Origin of the sequence: Hydrogenispora ethanolica, assembly GCF_004340685.1 — a bacterium.
Lineage (GTDB): Bacteria > Bacillota > UBA4882 > UBA8346 > UBA8346 > Hydrogenispora > Hydrogenispora ethanolica.
Genome location: NZ_SLUN01000043.1, coordinates 22,711 through 46,797, shown reverse-complemented (window position 1 = coordinate 46,797; position 24,087 = coordinate 22,711). Strand labels below are relative to the sequence as shown.

Annotated in this window: 23 protein-coding genes; 10 read left to right on the top strand and 13 right to left on the bottom strand. The window is 50.2% G+C overall.

From position 1 onward, the window contains the following. Positions 1 to 144: 144 nt before the first annotated feature. The 12 genes from miaB to EDC14_RS23225 all read right to left on the bottom strand — a co-directional run bounded on the left by miaB (position 145) and on the right by EDC14_RS23225 (position 13,136). Positions 145 to 1,473, bottom strand: coding sequence for a tRNA (N6-isopentenyl adenosine(37)-C2)-methylthiotransferase MiaB (gene miaB, locus EDC14_RS23280; RefSeq protein ID WP_243663089.1), 1,329 nt, complete (start codon positions 1,471 to 1,473; stop codon positions 145 to 147). Between the two features lie 24 nt (positions 1,474 to 1,497). Next, the gene (ftsY, locus tag EDC14_RS23275) at positions 1,498 to 2,424 is read right to left on the bottom strand and encodes a signal recognition particle-docking protein FtsY (RefSeq protein ID WP_132016934.1); all 927 of its coding nucleotides are present in this window, start codon (positions 2,422 to 2,424) and stop codon (positions 1,498 to 1,500) included. A 37-nt stretch (positions 2,425 to 2,461) separates the two neighbouring features. Further along, positions 2,462 to 6,022, bottom strand: coding sequence for a chromosome segregation protein SMC (smc, locus tag EDC14_RS23270; RefSeq protein WP_165908263.1), 3,561 nt, complete (start codon positions 6,020 to 6,022; stop codon positions 2,462 to 2,464). 83 nt (positions 6,023 to 6,105) lie between these two features. Then, positions 6,106 to 6,783: a sigma-70 family RNA polymerase sigma factor gene (locus tag EDC14_RS23265; RefSeq protein WP_132016932.1), complete on the bottom strand. Its 678-nt coding sequence runs from the start codon at positions 6,781 to 6,783 to the stop codon at positions 6,106 to 6,108. A gap of 460 nt (positions 6,784 to 7,243) precedes the next feature. Then, positions 7,244 to 7,912 (bottom strand): ribonuclease III, encoded by a 669-nt coding sequence (gene rnc / locus EDC14_RS23260; RefSeq protein ID WP_165908262.1) that lies wholly within the window; start codon positions 7,910 to 7,912, stop codon positions 7,244 to 7,246. A gap of 55 nt (positions 7,913 to 7,967) precedes the next feature. After that, entirely contained in the window at positions 7,968 to 9,209 is a 1,242-nt protein-coding gene (gene fabF, locus EDC14_RS23255) for a beta-ketoacyl-ACP synthase II (RefSeq protein WP_132016930.1), read from the bottom strand. Between the two features lie 107 nt (positions 9,210 to 9,316). After that, positions 9,317 to 9,544: an acyl carrier protein gene (acpP, locus tag EDC14_RS23250; protein ID WP_132016944.1), complete on the bottom strand. Its 228-nt coding sequence runs from the start codon at positions 9,542 to 9,544 to the stop codon at positions 9,317 to 9,319. 78 nt (positions 9,545 to 9,622) lie between these two features. After that, the gene (gene fabG, locus EDC14_RS23245; protein ID WP_132016929.1) at positions 9,623 to 10,360 is read right to left on the bottom strand and encodes a 3-oxoacyl-[acyl-carrier-protein] reductase; all 738 of its coding nucleotides are present in this window, start codon (positions 10,358 to 10,360) and stop codon (positions 9,623 to 9,625) included. Between the two features lie 4 nt (positions 10,361 to 10,364). Beyond that, entirely contained in the window at positions 10,365 to 11,297 is a 933-nt protein-coding gene (gene fabD / locus EDC14_RS23240) for an ACP S-malonyltransferase (RefSeq protein ID WP_132016928.1), read from the bottom strand. 21 nt (positions 11,298 to 11,318) lie between these two features. Further along, on the bottom strand, positions 11,319 to 12,308 hold the full coding sequence (plsX, locus tag EDC14_RS23235; RefSeq protein WP_132016927.1) for a phosphate acyltransferase PlsX: 990 nt from the start codon (positions 12,306 to 12,308) through the stop codon (positions 11,319 to 11,321). 146 nt (positions 12,309 to 12,454) lie between these two features. After that, a complete protein-coding gene (gene rpmF / locus EDC14_RS27845; RefSeq protein WP_424337431.1) occupies positions 12,455 to 12,568 on the bottom strand; it encodes a 50S ribosomal protein L32 in 114 nt (37 codons plus the stop codon). A 49-nt stretch (positions 12,569 to 12,617) separates the two neighbouring features. Beyond that, on the bottom strand, positions 12,618 to 13,136 hold the full coding sequence (locus EDC14_RS23225; RefSeq protein WP_165908261.1) for a YceD family protein: 519 nt from the start codon (positions 13,134 to 13,136) through the stop codon (positions 12,618 to 12,620). A 201-nt stretch (positions 13,137 to 13,337) separates the two neighbouring features. On the opposite strand from EDC14_RS23225, the gene EDC14_RS23220 reads away from it, so the two are divergent. The 10 genes from EDC14_RS23220 to EDC14_RS23175 all read left to right on the top strand — a co-directional run bounded on the left by EDC14_RS23220 (position 13,338) and on the right by EDC14_RS23175 (position 23,414). After that, the gene (locus EDC14_RS23220; RefSeq protein ID WP_132016923.1) at positions 13,338 to 13,607 is read left to right on the top strand and encodes a hypothetical protein; all 270 of its coding nucleotides are present in this window, start codon (positions 13,338 to 13,340) and stop codon (positions 13,605 to 13,607) included. Positions 13,608 to 13,654: 47 nt separating this feature from the next. Continuing rightward, on the top strand, positions 13,655 to 13,996 hold the full coding sequence (locus tag EDC14_RS27690) for an alpha/beta-type small acid-soluble spore protein (RefSeq protein WP_132016921.1): 342 nt from the start codon (positions 13,655 to 13,657) through the stop codon (positions 13,994 to 13,996). Between the two features lie 108 nt (positions 13,997 to 14,104). Further along, positions 14,105 to 14,986: an RluA family pseudouridine synthase gene (locus tag EDC14_RS23210; RefSeq protein WP_132016919.1), complete on the top strand. Its 882-nt coding sequence runs from the start codon at positions 14,105 to 14,107 to the stop codon at positions 14,984 to 14,986. 100 nt (positions 14,987 to 15,086) lie between these two features. Then, positions 15,087 to 17,057, top strand: coding sequence for a transketolase (gene tkt / locus EDC14_RS23205; RefSeq protein ID WP_132016917.1), 1,971 nt, complete (start codon positions 15,087 to 15,089; stop codon positions 17,055 to 17,057). A 243-nt stretch (positions 17,058 to 17,300) separates the two neighbouring features. Next, positions 17,301 to 18,023, top strand: coding sequence for an HAD family hydrolase (locus tag EDC14_RS23200; RefSeq protein WP_132016915.1), 723 nt, complete (start codon positions 17,301 to 17,303; stop codon positions 18,021 to 18,023). Positions 18,024 to 18,160: 137 nt separating this feature from the next. Next, positions 18,161 to 19,195 carry an NAD-dependent epimerase/dehydratase family protein gene (locus EDC14_RS23195; protein ID WP_424337430.1) on the top strand — a complete coding sequence of 345 codons (1,035 nt, stop codon included), beginning with the start codon at positions 18,161 to 18,163 and terminating at the stop codon, positions 19,193 to 19,195. 4 nt (positions 19,196 to 19,199) lie between these two features. Further along, positions 19,200 to 20,276: a dihydrodipicolinate synthase family protein gene (locus EDC14_RS23190; protein ID WP_132016940.1), complete on the top strand. Its 1,077-nt coding sequence runs from the start codon at positions 19,200 to 19,202 to the stop codon at positions 20,274 to 20,276. Between the two features lie 4 nt (positions 20,277 to 20,280). Beyond that, positions 20,281 to 20,913 carry a TetR/AcrR family transcriptional regulator gene (locus tag EDC14_RS23185; RefSeq protein ID WP_132016913.1) on the top strand — a complete coding sequence of 211 codons (633 nt, stop codon included), beginning with the start codon at positions 20,281 to 20,283 and terminating at the stop codon, positions 20,911 to 20,913. A 113-nt stretch (positions 20,914 to 21,026) separates the two neighbouring features. After that, on the top strand, positions 21,027 to 22,220 hold the full coding sequence (locus tag EDC14_RS23180; RefSeq protein WP_132016911.1) for an L-serine ammonia-lyase: 1,194 nt from the start codon (positions 21,027 to 21,029) through the stop codon (positions 22,218 to 22,220). 27 nt (positions 22,221 to 22,247) lie between these two features. Beyond that, the gene (locus tag EDC14_RS23175; protein ID WP_132016909.1) at positions 22,248 to 23,414 is read left to right on the top strand and encodes a M20 metallopeptidase family protein; all 1,167 of its coding nucleotides are present in this window, start codon (positions 22,248 to 22,250) and stop codon (positions 23,412 to 23,414) included. Positions 23,415 to 23,489: 75 nt separating this feature from the next. On the opposite strand, the gene EDC14_RS23170 is transcribed toward EDC14_RS23175, so the two are convergent. Then, positions 23,490 to 23,969, bottom strand: coding sequence for a hypothetical protein (locus tag EDC14_RS23170; protein WP_132016907.1), 480 nt, complete (start codon positions 23,967 to 23,969; stop codon positions 23,490 to 23,492). Between the last annotated feature and the right edge of the window lie 118 nt (positions 23,970 to 24,087).

Here is a 24,087-nt window from a genome sequence, read left to right as displayed (position 1 = left end):
TTTAAGTATGCCTGAAATTTGCTTCCTACTAAGATAGAATAAATTTTGCCCTTCTCAATTTGCTGGTTTTGTGACTTTTCATTAAAAAGGGAGTGCCGCTTATTACCTCTTTGGTAGTTTTGCGACACTCCCTTTTTTCCGGACCTAACAGAGGAGTTCCGCTTCCAAGGTAAAGGTCTGGGCGTTCGTGATCCGGGCGGCCACCAGATCGCCGGGATGAATGTGGGCGACCGGTTTGAAATGGACCAGTTTGTTCTGGCTGTTCCGGCCGGACCAGACCACCGGATTCTTCTCGCTGGGTCCCTCAATCAACAGTTCGGTCAGCGTCCCGATAAACTCCCGGTTCTTCTCCAGGGAGATTTGGTTCTGAATCGCGATCAATTGCTCAAGCCGCTGCTTCTTCACAGTCTCGGGGACTTGATCGGGCATCGCCGCGGCCGGAGTCCCGATCCGTGGCGAATAAATGAAAGTAAAAGCGCCGTCGTAGCGGATCTTCCGGACCAAGTCCAGCGTTTCCTCGAAATCAGCCTCGGTTTCACCCGGAAAGCCGACGATGATGTCGGTCGTCAGGGCGATCTCTGGCAGCCGCGCTTTGATCTTGGCGACCAGCGCCTCGTAACTCTCTTTGGTATATTTGCGGTTCATCCGTTCTAAGACCCGGCTGCTGCCGGCCTGCACCGGCAGGTGCAAATGGCGGCAGATCTGCCTAGAGGCCGCCATGGTCTCGATCAACTCATCCGAGAGATCCTTGGGATGAGAGGTTTGAAAACGAATCCGCGGGATCCCGGTACCGGAGGCGATCTCCTGCAAAAGTTTAGCGAAATTCCAATCCCGCTCCGGGAAGTCCAGGCCGTAGGAGTTCACATTCTGGCCGAGCAGGGTCACCTCTTTGACCCCGGACTCCACCAATTCCTTGATCTCCTGGCGGATCTCGGCCGGCCGGCGGCTGCGCTCCCGGCCCCGGACATACGGCACGATACAATAGGAACAATAGTTATTGCAGCCATACATCACCGTAACCCAGGCTTTATGGGGATCGTCCCGTTTGGTGGGCAGACCCTCATGAATCTCCCCTTCGCTATCCCATACTTCAAAGACCCGCGACTGGGAAGTACGGATCTTATCCAGCAACTCCGGCAATTGATGCACATTATGGGTGCCAAAGACCAGATCCACATGTTTGTAGGTCTCCTGAATCTTGGCGACTTCGCTGGGCTGTTGAACCATGCAGCCGCAGACGCCGATGATCAGGTTGGGATTCCGTTCTTTGAGCGTCTTCAGATTCCCGATATGACCGTATAAACGATTTTCGGCATTCTCCCTGACGCAACAGGTATTGAGCAGAATCAGATCCGCCTCTTCCGGGGAGGCGGCCTGAGAATAACCCATCTTGCCGAGTAAGCCCGCCAAGACTTCCGAGTCGTGAACATTCATCTGGCAGCCGAAGGTGGTGATGAAATATTGCTGTGGCACTGTAAATTCCCCTATTTTTTAGTCTCACTCAAATAAGGCCCGGGTAAAGGCCAGCGCGTCGAATTCCTGCAGATCTTCCTTTTTCTCACCCACTCCGATGAGGTAGATCGGGATCTGGAACTGATGCGCGATAGCCAGGACCACGCCGCCTTTGGCCGTGCCGTCCAGCTTAGTGAGGACGATCCCGTCGATTGCGACGGCCTCTTTGAATACCTTGACTTGATTGACTGCGTTCTGTCCGGTGGTGGCGTCCAGCACCAACAAGGTCTCCAACTGGCGGCCCCCGATATTCTGGGTGATGATCCGGCGCACTTTCTTCAATTCTTCCATCAAATTGACCTTTGTATGCAAACGCCCGGCGGTATCGACGATCACCAGATCGCTCTTGCGGGACTGCGCCGCCGCCATGCCGTCAAAGACGACCGCCGCGGGATCGGCCCCTTCCTGGTGATGAATGACGGGCACGCCGATGCGTTCGCCCCATTGCATCAATTGCTCGGTGGCCGCGGCCCGGAAGGTGTCGGCCGCCACCAGCAGAACCTGGCGCCGATGGTCGCTGAAACGGGCCGCCAATTTGGCGATGGTGGTCGTCTTGCCGACACCGTTGACGCCGACGATCAGCAACACTTTATCGCGGGCATCGAAATTAAACTGTTTTCGTCCGGCTCCTTCGATCACCTGCCGGATCAGTCCGATCAGCAATGGCTTTAATTGGGCGGGATCGGACACCTTTTGCTGCTTCACAGTCTCTCGGAGCTGATCTGTCAGGTAAGTGGTGGTTTCCACGCCGACATCCGCCATGATCAGGGTGTCTTCCAACTCGGTAAAGAGCTCCTCGTCAATTTTCTGATAGGATGAGAAGATCCCTTCCAGATTGGTCACTAAAGAATTCTTGGTTTTCGATAGCCCTTCTTTTAAACGGGCAAATAGGCCTTTGTTATTCTCCGCCATCGTATGGTCCATTCCTTATGATTCATATTTTTAGGGCTCAGCCCACTTTTTCATTCAGATCCAGCGAGATTAATTTGGAGACTCCCATCTCTTCCATAGTCACCCCGTAGAGCGCGGTCGCCGCTTCCATGGTGCCGCGACGGTGGGTGATCACAATGAATTGCAGTCTGTGGCTGAACATTTCCAACAGATGCGAGAAGCGTTCCACGTTCACTTCATCCAGGGTGGCGTCGATCTCATCCAGCACGCAAAAAGGCGACGGTTTGACCGCCAGGATCGCAAATAATAAAGAGATTGCGGTCATGGCCCGCTCTCCTCCGGAAAGCAGCGACAGACTTTGTAGTTTTTTACCCGGCGGTTGGGCGATAATTTCGATCCCCGATTCCAACGGGCTGTCCGGCTCCAATAAGTATAAATCGGCATTGCCGCCGGCGAACAGTTCGCCGAAGATCTGCCGGAACTGGTCGCGAATGGTGGCGAAGGTCTCGTTGAATTTCTTGATGATGGTCCGTTCAATCTCATAAATCACCTTAAGCAATGATTCTTTGGCCTTGGTCAAGTCTTGCGACTGATCGGTCAGAAACTCAAAACGTTCCTTGACCTGCCGAAAATCCTCGATGGCCGCAATATTGACGGTGCCCAAGTCCCGCAGTTGGCTCTTATATTCCTCGATCCGGCGCTCCGGCTCCTCAGGCAGTTCCCAGGCAGGATCATACTGGGTGGACCAATCGGAGCCGTAATCTTCGTCCAGGTTTCGTTCAAAATTTTCGATCTCCATCTGCTTCTGATTGGCTTGCAGCTCCAAACGGTGCAGCTGATTCTGGAACTCATTGCTCTTCCGGCGCAGGCTCCGCTGTTTGGTCTCAAGTTCCTTGATGGCCTGGCTGATGGTGGCGCGTTCATGCTTGTTCCGCTCGATCAGGCTTTCCTGGGTTTGCAGTTGCTCTTTAATGGCCGCGGTTTTGGTCTCGGTGGCGGCGATGGTCTCCCGAATCTTAAGTCTTTCGGCGTCAAACTGCGCCAACTTGTTATCCAATTCAGCAAAGAAAGCCAGCAGTTCCGCCAGTTGCTTATCCAACTGCCCTTTGAGCGCATTTTTGCCCTGCTCGGCTTGGCGCTTGGCGCTCAAACTGGATCGTAACTCGCCGATCCCCTGGATCAGCGCCTCTTTCTGTTCCTTGGCGGCTTTCATCTGTCCCGCCAGTTCCGAAAGCTGATGCTCCAGTTCCCGCAAGGCTTGCTCTTTCTCCGCCATGGACTGGGCCAGTTCACCCTGGCCCAACTCGAACTGATCGCATTGGCCGGCCAATTCCTGCAATTGTTCGGCATGGAGCCGCTGCTCCTGATGGGTCTTTTCAATGGCCAGTTGTAGATTGGACAGTTCTTTGGCAACCGTCGCTTTTTGGATTTTCGCTTCGTTCTCCTGCCTCATCAAGTCTTTGGCAGTCTGCGCGTTTTGCTGCAATTCCTGGCGGTAACCGGCCGCAGTCGCCATCCCTTTTTGAAGCTCCGCTTCGGCAGCTGTTTTCTCCGCCTTGAGGTCCTCGATTTCTCTGCGCCGGCTCAACAGGCCTAAGCGCCGTTTGTCGACGCTTCCGCCGGTGATGGCACCGCCGGGAATCACCAGATCGCCTTCGGGAGTGACAGTCCGGATGCTGCGGTCCAGTTTCTGTCCAATCTGAATGGCCGTGCGCAGGTCGGGAGCGACCACGGTTTGACCGATCAAATAAGCGAGCGCCTGGCGGTAAAGGGGATCGAAGGTCAACAGAGAAAGCGCGGTATGACAGCCATGTTGCGCCAACAATACCTGATACTGTCCAACCCGCCCTTCCGAACCCTGAATCGTATTGAGTGGCAGAAAGGTAGCTCTGCCCTTATTATGTTTCTTTAAAAAGGTGATAGCCGCTTCGGCCTGCCGGTCGCTTTCGATCACCACGTTTTGAAGATTGGAACCCAGCGCGGTCTCGATAGCCAGCTCCATACCGGGCCGGACCTGGATCAGATCGGCAATAATCCCTTTGATGCTGGCATAGAAGGGTTCGCGGACTGCTTCCGCCAATAAGGATTTGACGCCCTGAAAGTAACCCTGGTAACTCCGTTCCATCTCATCCAGCAGTGCGATTTTACTCTCGAGACCCCGGGCTTTATCCTGCCATTCTCTGTTTTTCCGCTCCAACCCGCCCACTTCCTGCTCCAGCCGGGTATTTCTGGAGCTAAGCTCGATCATGGTTTGTTGACAATGAGAAAGCTCAGCTTCGATGCGGGACAAATCCTGCTGTCGCGATTCCGCTTCGTTTTCCGATTGTGCCAGCTGTTTCTCGAGGATTTCTTGTTTGCGTCGGCATTCGGAGACTTGCTTCTGGATAAAATCTTTTTGCAGTTCGGCACTATTGATCTTATTTTTGAGAGCGGCAATCTGATTCAGCGTCTCGATATAATCATTCTTCACCGATTGTTCGGTCGCTTCGAACGTGGCGAGCTGCTGATTGAAGGTTGCCAGCACGCTTTCCTGCTCCTGCAACAATTGGCCTTCGGCTTCCACTTGCTGGCGGATGGCGGTGATTTCGGTCTCTAAAACCCCCTGCTGTTCCCGGAGTGCAGCCTGACGCTGACGCCCCGTCTCCAAACCGTTTTGCTGCTCCAACTGTTGCCGGTCCAGATCGGATAGTTTTTCCTGGAGAAAATTCACCTGCTCGGCAAACTTGTCGATCTGGTTCTGAAGGCGGTAATATTCCTCGTTAAACTGCGTGAGCTGGTTGTCGTGCTCCAACAGTTGATAGCGTTTGGCCTCAATTTCCGCTTCAATAATATTCTCCTGGCCTTCAAAATCCTGAAAAGCCGCGTCCAATTCAGTTCGGGTTTGAATGATCCCGTTCAGCTCGGTTTGAAGCCGAGTAATCAAAGCGCCGAAATAATGGATTTCCACCTGGCTCAATTGCTGCCTGAGCGCCAAGTATTTTTCGGCCAGAGCCGCCTGAGATTCGAGCGGTCCCAACTGTCCCGCCAGCTCTTGCAAGATATCTTGCACCCGGAGCAGATTCCGGTCCGTCTCTTCCAGTTTTCTTTCCGCAATCATCTTGCGGGTTTTATATTTGTTGATCCCCGCGGCCTCTTCAAAGATGGCCCGTCTGTCCTCGGCCTTCACCGACAGAATGGAATCGATCTTCCCTTGTCCAATAACAGAGTAAGCCTCCTTGCCGAGGCCGGTATCGAAAAAAAGTTCTTGCACATCCTTAAGGCGGACGGAGGATTTGTTGATTAAATAATCACTTTCTCCAGAACGGAAAAGCTTTCGGGTCACGGCGATCTCCGTAAAATCCACCGGAATGGAATGATCGCTGTTGTCCAACACGATCGAGACCTCCGCGAGACCCAGTGGCCGACGTTGATCGCTGCCCGCGAAAATAACGTCATCCATCTTGGAGCCGCGCAGAGTTTTGATGCTCTGTTCACCCAATACCCAGCGCAAAGCGTCGGAGATATTGCTCTTGCCGCTGCCGTTCGGCCCGACCACTGCGGTCACGCCGGATGGAATTTCCAACCGGGTTTTATCGGCAAATGATTTAAAACCCACGATTTCCAGGCGTTTTAAATACAAAACGGTTCCTCCTTCGCTCAAAGTATTTTACCACAAGATGGGCAAAAAAGAAATACCCGCCGAATTGAGCGGGTTTCTGCAGGTTAACCGACTTCAAGGTGGATCGAGAGGTCTTTTCGCTTGCGAGCTTTGAGTGGAATTTTGGGGTTCAGTAAAGAGCCGTATTGAAATAGTATCTTCTTCAACTTGATCCGCGCCCGAGTCCGTGCATTATCGACAGCCTTCATGGAAAGTCGCAAATGCTGCTGAATCTCATGAATCGTCAGGCCATTCAGCAGCATTTGAATGACTTGGTACTCTACGGGGGAAAGATGAGCCTCCAATACAATGGCCAATTTTTGTACAATCCATTCATTTTCCACCTGCAGGAAAGGCTCTGGCTCTTCCGCGGGGATCGAATCCAGCAATGTTCGGGAGTCTTCTCCATTTAACTGAATATTCAGCGACAGGGCTTTGGCCGAAAAAATTGCTTTCTTGCTCATGGATTGCTTGATAAGATTATAAATCCGGCGCAGTATACAAATATAAGCAAAGGTACTAAATTTAATGGGATAGTTATCCGGGTCATATTCATCGATGGCTTTCAAAAGGCCGATGGAGCCTTCCTGAAAGTAATCTTCAAATTCATTAAACGATGGACTTTGGATTTTAACAATATGCCGAACCATCGGCAAATATTTTTTAACCAATTCTTCTTTGGCTTGAGTATCTTGTCCGGTCCGTATCCGGGAAATTAACGACAGGTCAAGCAGCTGATTCACCCTGAATACCCCCCTTTTTCATCTTAAAATAATTTATATGAGCGGGTTGTCCAGGATATTCCTTGGAAAGATATCTACAAAGAAAAGTTGATAAAAGAAAAATGGCTGGAAACTAATCCAGCCACCGTTAGACATTAAAAGCCATGTGATAAAGTCTTTTGAATCGGAAATTAGAAGGCAAAAAGGTTTATAAACGACTTTATCACTTGCTTTTCTGAGCTTTTGTGTTCACCCTGGCCTTCGGACAGGGTTTATCATAACGCTTTTAAAAGAGCTGTGATAAACCCGGCTAAAAGCCGGAAGGGTCACAGCGATTGCCTGAAGCAAGTGATAAAGTCGTTTTAAATCTTTTTATGAACTGATTTCCGTTTCGAGAGACTTTATCACATGGCTTTTAATGCAATTAAGTTTTGGTATCCCTATCGAGTTCGAGTAAAGTCGGCATCGTAGGAATTGACCGCTAATCCCATTGCTGTTTAAGATATTGAATGCCGGCTTGAGCCGCGTGGTTCTCCGCCTCTTTGATGCTGCGGCCACGCCCGGTTCCGATAACCGTTTCATTCAACAGCAGTTCCACTGTGAAAGTTTTTTCATGGGCCGGTCCTTCCTCTTGGATCAGCCGGTACAAGGGTTTAAAGCCCCGCGCTTGGGTGAACTCCTGCAAGGTGGTTTTGGCATCAATGGCCTCGTATTTCCGGATAATCTCCGGTGTTACCGCTTCGATAAGCGGCATGATGAGTTCGATCGTTTTTTCCAAACCAAAGGTTAAATAATACGCTCCCAAAAAAGCTTCGAAGAGATCCGCCAGAATGTTGACCTTGGCCCGGCCATTGCTGCGCCGCTCGCCTTCGCCCAACAAGAGAAAACGGTCCAAATTCAAGTCCAATGAAAACTGGGCCAACACATTGGCGCTGACAATGATCGCCTTTAATTTCGCTAGCTGTCCTTCATTATGCTTTGGAAAACGGAACAACAGATAGCGGCAGACAATAATCGAAAGCACACTATCGCCTAAAAACTCCAACCGCTCGTTGCTGGCGATATGGTGCTCGTTGGCATAGGAAGAATGGGTGGCAGCTTCAAGAAAAAGTGCCCCATGCTCTGGTTGAAAATGAAACCGTGCCGCCATTTCGTGAATTGCCGATGCCGGCATTGCCGGGATTGTCTTTTTAGTTGAGTCTTTCTTAATCATTCACTTTTTTAAAGGCCAGGCAAGCATTGTGGCCACCGAATCCCAATGAATTGGACAACACATATTCCAAGTCTGCCTTTCGGGCCTGATTTGGAACATAATCCAGATCACATTCCGGATCAGGGGTCCGATAATTGATGGTCGGTGGAATCAATCCATCCCGTATGGCCAAACAGGAAATAATAGCTTCGATTCCCGCTGCGGCACCGAGCAAATGGCCGGTCATGGATTTGGTGGAACTCACCGCCAATTTGGCGGCATGGTCTCCAAAAATGCGTTTGATGGCTTTGCTTTCAATGCGATCATTCGGAGGGGTGGAAGTCCCGTGGGCATTAATATATGAAACCTGTTCCGGAATTATTCCGGCGTCGGCCAGCGCCAGGGCCATTGCCTGCGCGGCCCCGTTTCCTTCCGGTTCGGGAGCGGTCATGTGGTAAGCATCCCCGGTCTCACCAAAGCCGACAAGTTCAGCGTAGATTTTGGCGCCGCGTTTTACCGCATGCTCCCATTCTTCGAGAATAATGATTCCCGCCCCTTCACCCATGACAAAACCATCCCGAGTCAGATCAAAAGGACGACTCGCTCCGGCAGGATCATCATTGCGGGTGGATAATGCCCCTGCTGATGTAAAACCGGCATAGGCCAATCCGGTAATGGCTGCTTCGGCGCCGCCGGTGATCATCACTTTAGCATGACCATGCTGGATGATTCGAAAAGAATCTCCGATGGAATGGGCGGCCGAAGCGCAGGCGGTCACCGCCGAGTGATTAGGGCCCTTCGCCCCGGTAACAATCGAAACATATCCTGAAGGCATGTCAGGAATGATCATCGGAATAAAGAACGGACTTACCCGACCCGGACCTTTTTCCAAGTAAATCCGAGTCTGCTCCTCAAAGGTTTTGATTCCACCGATCCCCGAACCGATAATCACACCAATGTCTCCGGCATTTTGATTGTCAATCGCCAACCCGGAATCTTCAAGCGCCATTTTCGCGGCGGCGACCGCAAATTGAACCACGCGGTCGGTCCGTTTCAGCTCTTTTTTCTCTAAAAACTGAGCCGGGTCGAAATTTTTGACTTCCGCTCCGATTTTTACATCATAATCGGTCGTATCGAAAGCAGTTACATAGTCAACGCCGGACACTCCCTCGATCATCGACTGCCAAAAGCGCTTCATTCCAATTCCGCCGGCGGCCACAATACCCAAACCGGTGATTACGACACGTTTTTTCATAGTTTCCCTCCTTGTTAGGGAGTTTGCTACACCAAGCTCAGAGGCTTCAATAAGCTGAAGATATCGCGATATGAAGAGAGTCCCGTCGGAACGAGACTCTCTGGTGCTTACTGACCGTTTTCCTTAATGTAGTTTACTGCATCACCGACAGTAGTAATCTTTTCGGCATCTTCATCGGGTATTTCCAAGTCGAATTCCTCTTCCAGAGCCATCACCAGCTCGACGATATCCAATGAATCTGCACCTAAATCATCAACAAAAGAAGCCTGTTCAGAAACTTCTTCTTCATCAACACCTAATTGTTCAACGACGATTTCTTTTACTTTTGCAAAGATATCCAACCACTTCACCTCCTTCCACTGGGTTGGTTAGAATTGGTTTTATATCAAAACAAAGATATTCTTCCCGCTAAATTACATTACCATACCCCCGTCGACATTCAAGACCTGTCCAGTCGTGTAACAAGCCGCCGGTGAAGCCAAAAATACAACGGCCTCAGCCACGTAATCAGGTTTTCCCAGAGTTCCCAAAGGAATCAGCCGCGTCAGATTGGCTTTCGCTTCTTCCGAAAGAACCTCAGTCATTTTGGATTCGATGAAACCAGGGGCGATAGCATTGACCCGGATATTACGCGAACCCAACTCTTTGGCCATGGTCTTGGTAAAGGCGATAACTCCGCCTTTTGAAGCGGCATAATTGGCCTGACCGGGATTCCCCATCTGGCCGATCACTGAGGCAATATTGATGATCTTTCCCGAACGTTGCTTCATCATCGGTTTGATTGCGGCTTTGGTGCATAGGAACGTGCCTTTGAGATTGATCGTTAGCACCGCGTCCCAATCCTCCTCGCTCATCCGGAGGAGTAAATTATCCTTGGTTATTCCGGCGTTATTCACCAGAATATCGATTTTGCCGAATTGCTTGACCGCCGTATCCACCAGAGTTTCACAATCCGCCATCTTGGTGACATTGCCCACGACGGCTACAGCCTGACCTCCGGAACGATTAATCTCCTCGGCCACTTGGTGGATCTCTTCATTGATATCAGATATGACAACGATCGCGCCTTCACGAACGAGAGCCAGTGCAATGGATTTGCCAATTCCCCTGGCAGCGCCGGTAACTATTGCCACTTCCCGCGCTAATCTCATATTACTAGACCTCCTTTAAAATTGCAAGTGCTTTTTTCAGTGACCCCGGATCCTCACAACCCAATAAAGTCACATCTTTCAGCGTTTTTTTGGTCAATCCGGTCAAGACTTTCCCCGGGCCGATTTCGATATACGTCGTGATCGCCTTTTCAGCTAAGAAACGGAGGGTGTCTTCCCAAAGCACCGCAGAAAAAATCTGCCGATAGAGGCTGTCGGCCATATCGAAAGCTAAAACGGGGCGTGCGGAAACGTTCGCAATCAAAGGAATAGCCGGGTCCTTCCAATGGCAGGCTTCTAATTCGGGACGGAATGCTTCAGCGGCCGGCCGCATTAGACTGGAATGAAAAGGACCGCTTACCGCCAAAGGAATCATCCGACCGCCTTGGGCAGCAATTGCTTCTTGTGCTTTGGCTATGCCAGTTTTTTCTCCCGAAATGACAATCTGTCCGGGGCAATTATAATTCGCTGCTTCCACTCTGCCAAACGAAGCGGCTTCGCTCAAAAGCGGCATCAAACTGGCCCGGTCAATTCCTAACACCGCAGCCATCGTTCCCTTATGGTCAGGATCGGCTCCGGCCATGAATTGAGCCCGGCGATTGAGCAAACATAACGCTTCTGCAAACGTCAACGCGCCTGAAGCTACCAAAGCACTGTATTCTCCCAGACTGTGCCCGGCAACATAGTCAGCCCGAATGCCTTCCGCGGTCAAGACTTTCCATGCTGCGATACTCACTGTGAAAATAGCCGGTTGAGCGTTCCGAGTATCTTTCAGCGCCTCTTCTGGGCCAGCGAAACAGAGTTCGGATATTTTTCTTCCCAGAACCTGGTCGGCCTCGTCAAAAACAGCCTTGGCTTGTGGAAAGTTTTCGTAAAATTCTTTTCCCATACCGACGTATTGCGAACCTTGTCCGGGAAACAAGAAAGCGATATTGGTCATGAGTGCTCCTCTGCAGATTTCTTAATAAGTTTGTACTGCGTCGGCGATCTTTTGAATAACTGACTCATGCACCGCTTTTTGAGCGGCTCTCACAGCGTTTTTAACCGCCTTGGCATTCGAACTGCCATGACTGATGAGGCTAACTCCGTTTAGGCCCAATAATGGGGCTCCGCCATACTCAGTATAATCCAGGCGCGATTTCATTTTATATAAGGATTTTTTAATTAAGGCAGCACCAAGGGACGACATGAGATTGGCGGAAAGCGCTTCTTTGATCTGACTCATTAAAACGGAGGCTAGTCCTTCGGAGAGTTTGAGTACGATGTTTCCAATAAAGCCGTCGCAAACAATCACATCGCATGCGCCGCGATGAACGTCGCGTCCTTCGATGTTACCAATAAAATTTAATTTACTTTCCGCTAAAAGTTGGTGGGCGGCCAAGGTTAGTTTATTTCCTTTGGTTGCTTCCTCCCCAATGCTTAACAAGCCGATTCGTGGATTCTTAACGCCCAAGACTTTTTCGGCATAAATCGACCCCATCATCGCAAACTGGAGCAGATATTCCGGTTCGCAATCCGCATTGGCTCCGGCATCCAATAAAACGCTGACTCCGGTCCGGGTCGGCATCGGCGAGGCGATTGCCGGACGATCGATTCCCGGAGTACGTCCCAAGGTGAGTAAAGAAGCAGCCATCGCCGCTCCGGTATTGCCCGCTGATATCACTGCCGTGGCAGTTCCTTCCTTCACTAGCCGATTGGCGACTACCAGCGATGAATCTTTTTTCCGTTTTACGGCGGTAGCGGGGTGTTCATCCATAACAATCACTTCCGTCGCCGGGACAATCTCTAGTTTCAGACCAGCCGTCGCGTGGTGCTTCAATTCATTCCGCACTTCAGTTTCCCTGCCGACCAACAATAAATCAGCTTCAAGTTCGCGACAGGCTTCGACCGCCCCAGCCACGATTTCCCGCGGAGCAAAATCGCCCCCCATGGCGTCAACAGCAATTCGCAACTGTCACACCCCTTAGATCCTGGATAAAAATTAAGATATAAATGTGAATCTCTCAAGAGTAGTATAGCCAAAAAGGCAAAAAAGTCAAGCCAATTTTTGACAGTAAAAAATTAAGGCCGAAACGACCTTAATTCCTTGTTAATGCCTTAACTTTGAGCAATTACTTCCCGGCCTTTATAATAACCACAATTGCTGCAAACTGTATGCGGCAGTTTGGATTCATGACATTGCGGACAAGTACCAATCTGCGGTGCGGTCATTTTTAAGTTGGCACGTCGTAAACGCTTACGGGTCCGGGAGGTCCTATTCTTAGGATTTGCCATTCGTTCCACCTCCTTCTGTGGATAACAATGTTTTTAATTTGGATAATTGCGGATTCGAATTGGGCGGGAGACAAGAACATGGTCCCTGATTTAAATTTCTACCACATTCCGGGCAAATCCCTCGACAATCATCGGAACAAAGGATTTTCATTGGAATGGACAGCATGACTTGTTCACGAATACACTCATCCAAAACGATAAAATCACCGCTAAAATAAAAGAGTGTTCCGGTATCGGCTGATTCGCGGTCGGAAGTAAATTCCTCGCTGATGAGAACGGTCTCCTGTCTGGTGATGGGTTCCAAACACCGTGCACAATCGGCCCGGTATTCCAAATCCACCGAAGCCTGCACTAAAAAACCTTCCCCGGTATTCGTCACCGTTCCTCTGACATTTACAGGACCGACAACATCAATACCGAGTTGCCCAAAATCAATTGCTAACGAACCTTCAAAGGAAACTGCTCCCCCACGTATCTCGCGGATTGAGCCTATACCAACCTTCACCAAAATCACCTTCGATTATTATATAGGTTAATTTTTGAAAAGTCAATGATTCCCACGGAATCTGCGGTAATAAAAAATTTTTACCATCCGTGCGTCTGCTTTGTCAATGATTTTCAAAATAAACCGGAATATTGTTGTGAAAAATGATCTTGAGCACCCTTAGTACTCAGAGAAAACTATCATATCAGAAGGATGGGATAAATGAAGAGGCATTATGCAGCAAAAAAAATGCGTTTTTCGCTTGGACGGGACCAAATGCACCGCTATGAGTCCGAACTATGGAATTTACCGCCCTATTTTCTCGGTAAGCTTGGCGGCGAACTTTCACGAGTAATGTTGGAAGCGGCCCAATCCTATATCTTTCAAAAGAGTCTCGAAGAAAGCCACCGCAGTTTTGACGCAGCGGCATTTCCAGATAAAAAGCCTTCTTATCAGGATTTTTCCGATACTTCCAAAAATCATACTACATAGCTGCGGTTTGATGGGGGAAGCTAATTCCCGAGGAGGTGAAAACACACATGGGTACTGGACAAAAATCCAACAGCTATCTCGTACAAGCCGCGAGCCCGGCTCTGGATCGTTTTAAATACGAGATCGCTAACGAGTTAAACATCGATCTTTCGAAAGTTCAGGGTGGTTACTGGGGCTATGTAGCTTCTCGAGAGACTGGTGCTATCGGAGGAAATATGGTTCGCCGGATGATTGAGGCTGCTGAAAGAACTCTGGCGGAACAGACGTACGCTGATGTCAAAGCCGGCTTTCAAGCGGGTTTGAGTGCGGGTAGCTATAACACCCAAAATCAAAACCAACTTCAGAGTCAGTACAAGGCAAACAGCTTTAATTTTGGCAACCAACAGTAAGTTCTGTACTTAACGTAAGGGGGATTTTATCCCCCTTATTTTATACCTCAGTCACGGCTTGACCCGGAGATCTTTTTATTTTACAATTGATAAAAAAGGATTGGGTTCATGTCCACGACTGTTCCGCCACTCACACGAGAAATACCGTTTTGTTGGACTGGTAAAACGGTTGAATCTTACCTCAAAACAACTCTTCGCTTGTCGCGCGGATTCATCCGTAGCTTAAAACGGACAAACGGCATATTCATTAATGGGATACCGGTAAAAACCTCCTATCGTTTCTTGGGAGGAGAGCAATTATGTATTGTATTGACGCCTCGATCCCAAACGATTCAACCCGAGATTCTGCCGCTTGAAGTCATCTACGAGGATCCTGACGTAATTGTCGTTAATAAGCCTGCGGGACAACTGGTTCATCCGGTTCGGAATCAAAAAACGGGAACGCTGGCCAATGCTTTAGTCGGCTATTGGTTAAGCCTTAATGAAACTGCATCTTTCCATCCCATCCACCGCCTTGATAAAACCACATCAGGATTGGTCCTGGTAGCAAAAAGTTCCTGGGCGCACCAGCAACTAGCCAGTCAACTTGAGAATGATCGACTGCATCGGCTCTATTTGGCAGTATGCTCCGGCAGACCAACTCGAAAAAGTGCGCTTATCACTCTGCCAGTTCAAGAAACTAAATACGTCATGAAACGGCAAATTGCCGCAAATGGTAAAACAGCCCGGACGGTTTGGCGAGTTTTACGAATTTACCCGTCCGGTGCCTTGATGGCCGTTAAACTTCATTCTGGCCGGACTCATCAGATTCGGGTACATTTAAGTCATATCGGTCTCCCTCTCCGGGGAGATGCATTATACGGAAGGCCGGACCCAAAAATTGACCGGCCCGCCTTGCATGCCGTCCGGCTCCGTTTCATCCACCCTCGGACGGGAGACCGCATTAAACTGACAGCTCCAATCCCCCGAGATTTTCTTTCTTTAATATAATATTACCTGGATATATTTTGAAATGATATTTTTTATAGCTTTTCGTAGCCTTAAACTTACTAAACTATCCCATATTCTATTATAAAGAAAGGAGTTTAACATGATTCATCTTGTTGCCAATACCATTCGGGGGTTAGCCGCAGATATGGTCGAAAACGCCAAATCCGGCCACCCGGGTATGCCGCTCGGAACCGCTGATATTGCTGCCGTTCTATACGGCGAAATTCTTAATCATCATCCAACCGTGCCGGATTGGCCCAATCGCGACCGTTTTGTCCTATCTGCTGGACATGGTTCAGCCTTACTTTATAGTGTGCTACACTTATCCGGTTATGACCTCTCCTTGGAAGACCTCAAGCAATTCCGGAAACTCGGCTCTAAAACGCCAGGCCATCCCGAATTTTGGCATGTTCCTGGCGTGGAGACAACCACCGGGCCACTTGGACAAGGAATAGCCAATGCCGTTGGAATGGCTCTTGCCGAGCGAATCCTAGCAGAGCGGTTCAACCAGCCGGGTTTTGAGGTTATGAATCATTATACTTATGCAATTGCCGGAGACGGCTGCATGATGGAAGGAATCTCCTCGGAAGCCTCGTCATTGGCCGGTGATTTGGGGTTGGGGAAACTAATTGTCATCTACGACGATAACAGCATTTCTATCGAAGGTTCGACGGAAATCGCCTTTAATGAAAATGTCGCCGAACGTTACCTGGCTTACGGATGGCAGGTCCTGAAGATTGACGGCCATCAACCTGATGAAATCCGAGCCGCGTTTGAAGCAGCAAAAGCAGACCGGGAACGGCCAACATTGATAATCGCAAAGACAGTCATTGGCAAGGGAAGTCCGCGGGAGAACGACCCGGAAGCCCATGGAACACCGCTAGGGAAAGATAACGTTTACACCTTAAAACGGACTCTCGGTCTACCAGAGCAGGATTTTTATGTTCCGGAGGAAGTTAATTGCTACTTTACGGAACAAAGGATGCTTTGGCAGCGAAATTATACCGCTTGGGAGGAAAAATTCGCGGCATGGTCCGAGCGTTTCCCGGAATTACGACGAGAATGGGATCGGGTGATGCGCAGGGAACTCCCGGACGATCTGGAATCCATCCTGCCCCATTACGAAGTGGGTACTGCCTTTGCCACCCGGGATTGCGGCGGAAAAATTCTTAATGCATTGGCTGCCAAAATTCCGGAATTAATCGGTGGTTCGGCCGACCTGGCTCCTTCGACAAAGACCTATATTCAGGGAGCTTCAGATATCAAAAAGGGCGAATATTACGGAAAGAACCTGCACTTCGGAGTACGTGAACACGGCATGGCCGGCATCCTAAATGGTTTATCCTTGCATGGCGGTTTACGCGTATACGGATCGACTTTCCTAGTCTTCGTCGATTATATGCGGCATTCACTTCGCTTAGCATCCTTAATGAGAGAACCGGTCATTTATGTTTTAACCCATGATTCATTCTACGTTGGGGAAGACGGACCCACTCATCAACCTGTCGAGCAACTCCAATCACTAAGAATTATCCCCGGATTTGAGGCAATTCGTCCCGCCGATGCCAATGAAACAGCTTGGGCTTGGCTGCATGCGTTAAAACGAACAAGCGGGCCAACTGCTTTGATTTTAACTCGCCAAAAACTACCAACCCTAGCTGGGACCTCAGGGGATGGTTTTCAGCATGGCGCATACATTTTACGTGAGGCCACACACAATCAACCAGATTTAATTATCCTCGCTTCGGGCAGCGAAGTGTCACTCGCTGTAGCCGTAGCCGATACTTTGAGTCAAACGGATAAAGCCGTTCGAGTCGTTTCCGTTCCATGCCTAGAATTGTTTTTGGCTCAAGAAGCGTCTTATATTCAAGCAATTCTGGGCGAAGATGTGCCTCGGGTTGCGTTGGAAGCCGGCGTCAGCTCCGGCTGGTATCAACTAACCGGAATCAATGGATTGGTCATCGGTATGGATCATTTCGGGAAAAGCGGCCCTGCCGAACAATTAGCAGAAGAGTTTGGTTTCACGCCAGAAAAAGTTACTCAACAGATAAAAACATTTTTCAACTGGTAAGCTTAACTTGATAGGTTTGAAATTAAGCTCCCTTCAAAGACAGGGGGCTTTTTTTTGTTAATACCGAATTTATTTGATTTTTATAAAAATCATTGCCAGGTTAAATCGCTCGGTTCTAATTTCTACATATTAAGCTTTCCTGCCAAATAGGATTCGGAGCATCGATTTGACTTATTCATCGCAAATCCTTTATGATGATACTTATATGTGCCAAAACTCAAAAAACGGGAGTTGAAAAACATTATGTTGGATACAATTCTATTCGATTTAGATGGAACGCTTTTGCCGCTTGATTTAGAAAAATTTATTAAAATTTACTTTGCGGAAATGAGAAGTTCTTTCAGAGACTTAATGGATCCAGAGAAATTAGTGAAATGTATTTGGACTGCTACCGAAGCCATGGTTAAAAATGTTGAAGAACGGACCAACGAAGTCGTGTTCATGGAGAAATTCAGCCAACTTATCGACGGTGATCTTGCCGTTTTTCAGCAACGATTCTCCGAATTTTATGACGGCGGTTTCTTAAAAACGCAAGAATCAGTCTTAAAATCCTCTGTCATGCATGAGGCGGTTTGTCGATTAAGAGAAAAAGGTTATAATTTAATCATTGCCACCAATCCGCTTTTTCCCAAAGAAGCCATCTACCATCGTATTCGCTGGGCAGGTTTCGAGCCAAGCGACTTTCCTTATATTACATCTTACGAACGAAATCATTATTGCAAACCGCAACCTCATTTTTATCAAGAGGTCCTCCGAGAGATTAATAAACAACCCGAACAGTGTTTAATGGTCGGAAATGACGTCCAAGAGGATCTGGTGGCATTGACCACAGGAATGGAGACCTATTTAATTACCGATCATTTAATTCATCGCAACGATGAACCCATCCAAACGACTTATCAAGGAACCTATGAAGATTTTCTAGGGTTCGTAAATCAACTTGAATCGTTAAAGCCCGTCTCATAACGATACACTAACCAAACACAATACTTTTTTCAAAATCCGCAGCATAAAATACTTTCTTGTTTTTACAATTTGACAGAGGCCAATGGCTCTGTTAAAATGTAACTAACCATTTGGTTTTAGAAAAGGAAGTGTTGTGGATGATTTTACCGGAATTGATTTCAAACGAAGAACAGCTTGATGAGGTATTAGGAACTCCTTCTCCTCAACTTACGGAAATGATGCGTCGCTTGGACGGCGATATCATGATCCTTGGAATTGGAGGAAAGATGGGGGCTTCCCTCGGCGCTGTGGCGATCAATGCGATCAAAGCCGCGGGCGTCTCCAAAAAAGTAATCGGCGTTGCTCGTTTCAGTGACCCTGACACCCGGAAAAAACTGAACCAACTCGGCATTGAAACAATCTCCTGCGATCTTCTGGATCGCCAAGCTGTCGCAGAATTGCCTAGGATTAAAAACATAATTTTTATGGTTGGCAGGAAATTTGGGACGGACGGAAACGAAGAATTAACTTGGGCCATTAACACCTTAGTCCCGCACATTGTTGCCGAACATTTTACGGCCAGCCGAATTGTGGTTTTCTCAACCGGCAATGTTTATCCCTTGGTTCCCGTCACTTCCGGCGGTTGTTCAGAAACCGATTCCACCAACCCGCTGGGAGAATATGCCCAGTCCTGCTTGGGGCGGGAGCGAATTTTCGGACATTTCAGTAAGCTCTACGGTACCCCGCTTTGTCTGTACCGTTTAAATTATGCGATTGATTTACGCTACGGTGTCTTGTATGATATAGGAAGAAAAATTTGGGAAGAGAAACCGGTTGACCTGAGTGTGAGCCATTTTAATGCTATTTGGCAAGGAGATGCCTGTAACCAAGCCTTATTATGCCTGGAGTACTGTACCTCCCCAGCCAATGTCTTTAATATCACCGGACCGGAATCGATTCCAGTCCGTTATGCCGCCGATATAATGGCTCAAATCATGGGAAAGAAAGTAACTTATAGCGGAAACGACGGTTCATATGCCTTGTTGGCCAACTCCGCCAAATCGGCGAAGCATTTCGGTTATCCCACCGTCTCTTTACAGCAGATGCTGACCTGGACTGCTCACTGGTTGATGCTGGGTGGCCGCGGCTTAAACAAACCGACTCATTTCGACACGAATAACGGGAGGTTTTAAGGTGATGAAAATTGGCGAGATTCCTGCCGTCATTCGGGAAAAAATAAAACGGGGCGTCGTCATACCCGCGCTCCCCTTGGCGCTGGATGCGGATCGAAAATTCGCACCGCGTTATCAAAAAGCGATCATCCGCTATTATATCGATGCCGGAGTAGGCGGCGTCGCAGTGGGAGTCCATTCCACCCAGTTTGAGATCCGCGAACCGGGGATCGATTTATTTCAGCCCGTCTTAAAGTTGGCGTCAGAGACAATCGATTCTTATTCGGCCGCCCAAGGAAAAGCGATCCTAAAAGTGGCCGGGGTATGTGGGAAAACCCAACAGGCTCTCGCGGAAGCCAGCTTTGCGCGGGAGACTGGTTATCATGCCTGTCTATTAAGTCTGGCGGCATTGGCCAAGGATGATGTCCCCGGATTAATTCAGCATTGCCGGGAGATCGCTCAAATTATGCCCGTCATTGGCTTTTATCTTCAGCCTTCGGTAGGCGGAAGAGTTTTACCCTATGAGTTCTGGCGGGAGTTCGCAACGATCGACAATGTACTGGCCATTAAAATGGCTCCTTTCAACCGTTATCAGACTTTCGATGTGGTCCGGGCGGTCTGTGAGGCCGGCCGGGAGCACGACATTCTCCTGTATACCGGGAATGATGATAATATCGTGATTGATCTTTTGACTGAATACCGGATTAACACTACGGCGGGTACCAAAGCCGTTCGGATCGTCGGCGGTTTGTTGGGACACTGGGCCGTCTGGACCAAGAAAGCCGTTGAGCTCCTGGATCAAATTCATGCCTTGGTCGACACCGGACAGCCTATCCCAGCGGAGCTGCTGACCCTGGGGGCCCAAATTACCGATAGCAATGCGGCATTCTTTGACCCTTCCCATGCCTTTGCCGGTTGCATCCCGGGCATCCATGAAGTGCTGCGCCGTCAAGGATTATTGCCCGGAACCTGGTGCCTGAATCCGAAAGAGGTCCTCTCCCCCGGCCAATCCGAGGAGATCGACCGTGTTTACCGTTGGTATCCCCATTTGAATGATGATGAGTTTATTGCCGCTCATCTGAATACATGGCTAAAGGAATGATTCGATGCAAAAGCGAGCGTTGGAAACCAAATCGAAGATCCTGGCAGCCGCCAGACAGGAATTCTCCGCCAAAGGGTTTCACGGCACCACCGTGGATGACATCTCCGGCCGGGCCGGGGTGAATAAGCAACGCATTTATGCTTATTTTGTCAATAAAGAGAATCTATTTGCCGAGGTATTGAAGGATTGCTATGAAAGCATCATGAACAGTGAAGAGTCTTTCCTGGCCTTATTGGAGGCGGACATTCCCCACCTGGCGGAGATCTTGCTCCGTCACTATTTCCTGTTTCATCAGAGCCATCCGGAGTTCTGGCGTTTGATCGCCTGGGAAAATCTGGAGGGAGGAGCGCATCTGCCGGTCTTGAAAGGCCTGCGCAACAAGACCTTCCAGCACCTGAGGAAACTGTACAACAAAGGCCAGGAACAAGGCATCTATTCTTTGGAAGTCTCGTTTGAGACGTTCATCTATACCTTATCGGCCTTGGCATTCTTCTATTTTTCCAACCGGCTCTCCATGAGTCTGACACTGAACCAGGATCTGTCTTCCTCCGAAATCCAGGAGACTTTGGTGCGGGAGAGTTTACTCATGTTTCGGCATGAGGTTCGCGAATCCGGTTCAGCGGTTTCCCAATCGTAGTTTTCGGGAAAGATATTGTCATCGGCATAAAATCGCGTACCTCCCCTTTCCCGGTCGGACGAACCGATAATTTTTCGACTCAAGCATTCTGAGACTGATAGAGGAGCTATTGTATGGAATCCCTCCGCGAACTATATCGCATCGGCATCGGCCCTTCGGCCAGCCACACCATGGCGCCCAAAAAAGCGGCCGAGTCATTTTATAAAAACACACCCGAGGCCGCCCGATACCGCGTCACGTTATACGGCAGTTTGGCCGCCACCGGAGCGGGGCATCTGACGGACCAAGCCATCCGCGAGACCTTCGCTCCGAAAAATGTTGAATTTGTCTGGAAACCTGATGAGTTCTTGCCACTCCATCCCAACGGGATGGAGTTTGAAGCTTTTGACCCGCTTGGCGCGGTTATCCACGCTTGGCGGGTCTACAGCATCGGCGGAGGCGCTCTGCAGGACGAAACTTCTAGTCTCATGACCAAGGACCTTTACGAACTGCAGACGATGGCTGAATTGGTCCAGTGGGCGGAAGGAAACGCCCAACCGCTCTGGCAATATGTCGCCGACCGGGAATCCGATTCCATCTGGGAGTATCTGCAAGAAGTTTGGCAGGCAATGCGTCAGGCGGTGGAACGGGGTTTAAATACTGAGGGCGTGCTGCCGGGAATATTGCGGCTGGAACGAAAAAGTCCCTCTTTCTATCGCAAGAGCAAACGAAACGGTTTTCTGCAACAAACCGCTAAAATATTCTCCTACGCCCTGGCGGTCTCAGAAGAGAATGCCGCCGGAGGACAGATTGTCGCCGCGCCGACCTGCGGTTCCTGCGGTGTATTGCCGGCAGTGCTCTATTATTTGCAGGAGATCCGGCACTGCTCCGATAAATCCATCCTCAAAGCGCTGGCCACCGCCGGACTCATCGGCAATCTGGTCAAAACGAACGGCTCCATCTCCGGCGCCGCGGTAGGCTGTCAAGGAGAGATCGGTACCGCTTGCGCCATGGCGGCAGGAGCTGCTGCCCAGCTGCTGGGCGGCGGGGTTCGTGAAATTGAATATGCGGCGGAGACTGGCTTCGAACACCATCTGGGATTGACTTGCGATCCAGTATCCGGCATGGTGCAAATTCCCTGCATTGAGCGGAACGCTTTTGCCGCCGCCCGGGCCTTGGATTCGGCAAAATACGCCTTGCTGGCCGGCGGCGAACACCGCATCTCCTTCGATGACGTCGTACGGACCATGATGGAGACGGGCACCGACTTGAAATGCTCCTATCGCGAAACCTCCACCGGAGGTCTGGCTAAGCTTCATCATTCTTAATTTTAGCAGCCTGGAGACGATACGATCATGGATGAATTATTACTCCGCGCTATCCAAGACAAAATCCGGTCGATTCTGCCGGAGATCACCACATTACGCCGCCAGATCCATCAAGAACCGGAGATCGGCCTGGCCACTCAGGCGACGCGTCAAAAGATCCGCGCCGCGCTCCAAGAAACCTCACTGGTCATCCAGCCGCCGCTGCTGGAGGCGGATCTGATCGCCGATCTTCCCAAACCGGGCGCGAAAATGATCTGTTTACGGGCTGATACCGATGGGTTACCGATTCAGGAAGCCACCGGACTCGCATATCGTTCGCGAGTTCCCGGAGCGATGCATGCTTGCGGCCATGACGGCCATACGGCGATCCTGGTCGGGACGGCCCGAGTGCTCGACGCGTTCCGGAGCGAACTCCCGGTGGCGGTCCGCTTCATCTTTCAACCCGGCGAAGAGATGATCTGTGGCGGCAAGACGTTGGTCCGGCGGGGCGCTTGCGCCGGTGCGGCGGCAGCTTATGCCCTCCATAACTGGCCCGGCCTTCCAGTCGGTCATATCGCTGCCCGAAGCGGACCGCTCTTTTCCGCCGGCGCCATGTTCAGCATCACGCTGACCGGACGGGGCTGTCACGGGGCTATGCCCGAGCAAGGCCTGAACCCGTTGCCAGTTGCCGCCGCGCTCATCACCCGATTCCAAGAACTGCATCAGCGGCTCCATCCCGTCGACGGCTCGATCCTCTCTGTCTGTTCCATCCATGGCGGCGAATCCAAAAACATCATTCCCGACAGCGCCGTCATCCGGGGCACGACCCGATTTTTAAGTACCGCCGCCGGCGACCGGATCGAAGCGGAGATGCGACGGATTATCGCGGCGATCGCCACGGAAAGCGGAACGACCGCCGAAATGGAGTATGAGAAAGAGTACTCCCTGCCCGTCCTGAACACGGAGACGGGTTTTGAGCGGATCCGGGCGACCGTCCAGCGGTACCTCGCCGAAGAGGCTTGGCAGCCATTGGAAAAACCCAACATGACCTGTGAGGATTTCGCGTTTTACCTGGAAGGCCGCGAGGGAGCCATGTTTCTATTGGGAAACGGCACCGGGTCGCCCGGATTGCATAACGCGGAGTTTGATTTCGATGACCGGAGTCTGGAAACGGGAATTTTGGTCATGAGCCTGCTGGCGTTGAACCATTCCTGATCTCACCCATCCCCAGCGATGCCGCAATCAGTTTCTGGAACCTCCCGGATAAGCCGGGGGTTTTTTCTTGACCCTTCATTCTTCCCCAATGAATTTCCGAATGAACCGTTCCATCGCTTCGTCCAAAGCAAGCCCCGACCAGTCGGCCGGCTCCGCCGGGGACAGCGCTCCCCCGCTCATGACGGCTTGCTCGATCCGTAATTCATCCCGGGCGACCGCGACCAAAAACCCGATCGATTCCAGTTCCGCCGCACAGAAGTTCAACTCCGTCTCATCCGTCTCCACCACCGGAAACCGGTATCGCTGACCATCGGCGCACGGGACCGCTTCGCCGGTATTGGTGTCACTGAATGGAAAATACAAGCTGCGCCCTTCTTCAAGCAATTCCGCAGCCAAGTCGCGTTCTTCCGCCGGACCGAATTCCAAGGGCTCATCGTAGCCTGCGAAAGGGGCAATCATGGCCGGTGGGATTCCCTGGCTGGCAAAAAAACGGGTGATGGCGCCGATAAACTGCGCCATTTCAAAGCGGTGCAAGGCGATTTGCAAGGTTTCCACATGAACCTCCGGAATTATGTTGCAATGATTTTGAAGGTACAAAAACTGATTGCAACAATTGCAACATATATAGTAACAGGATAATAATTCAACGTCGCCTCACAGCTTCCTGCCCATA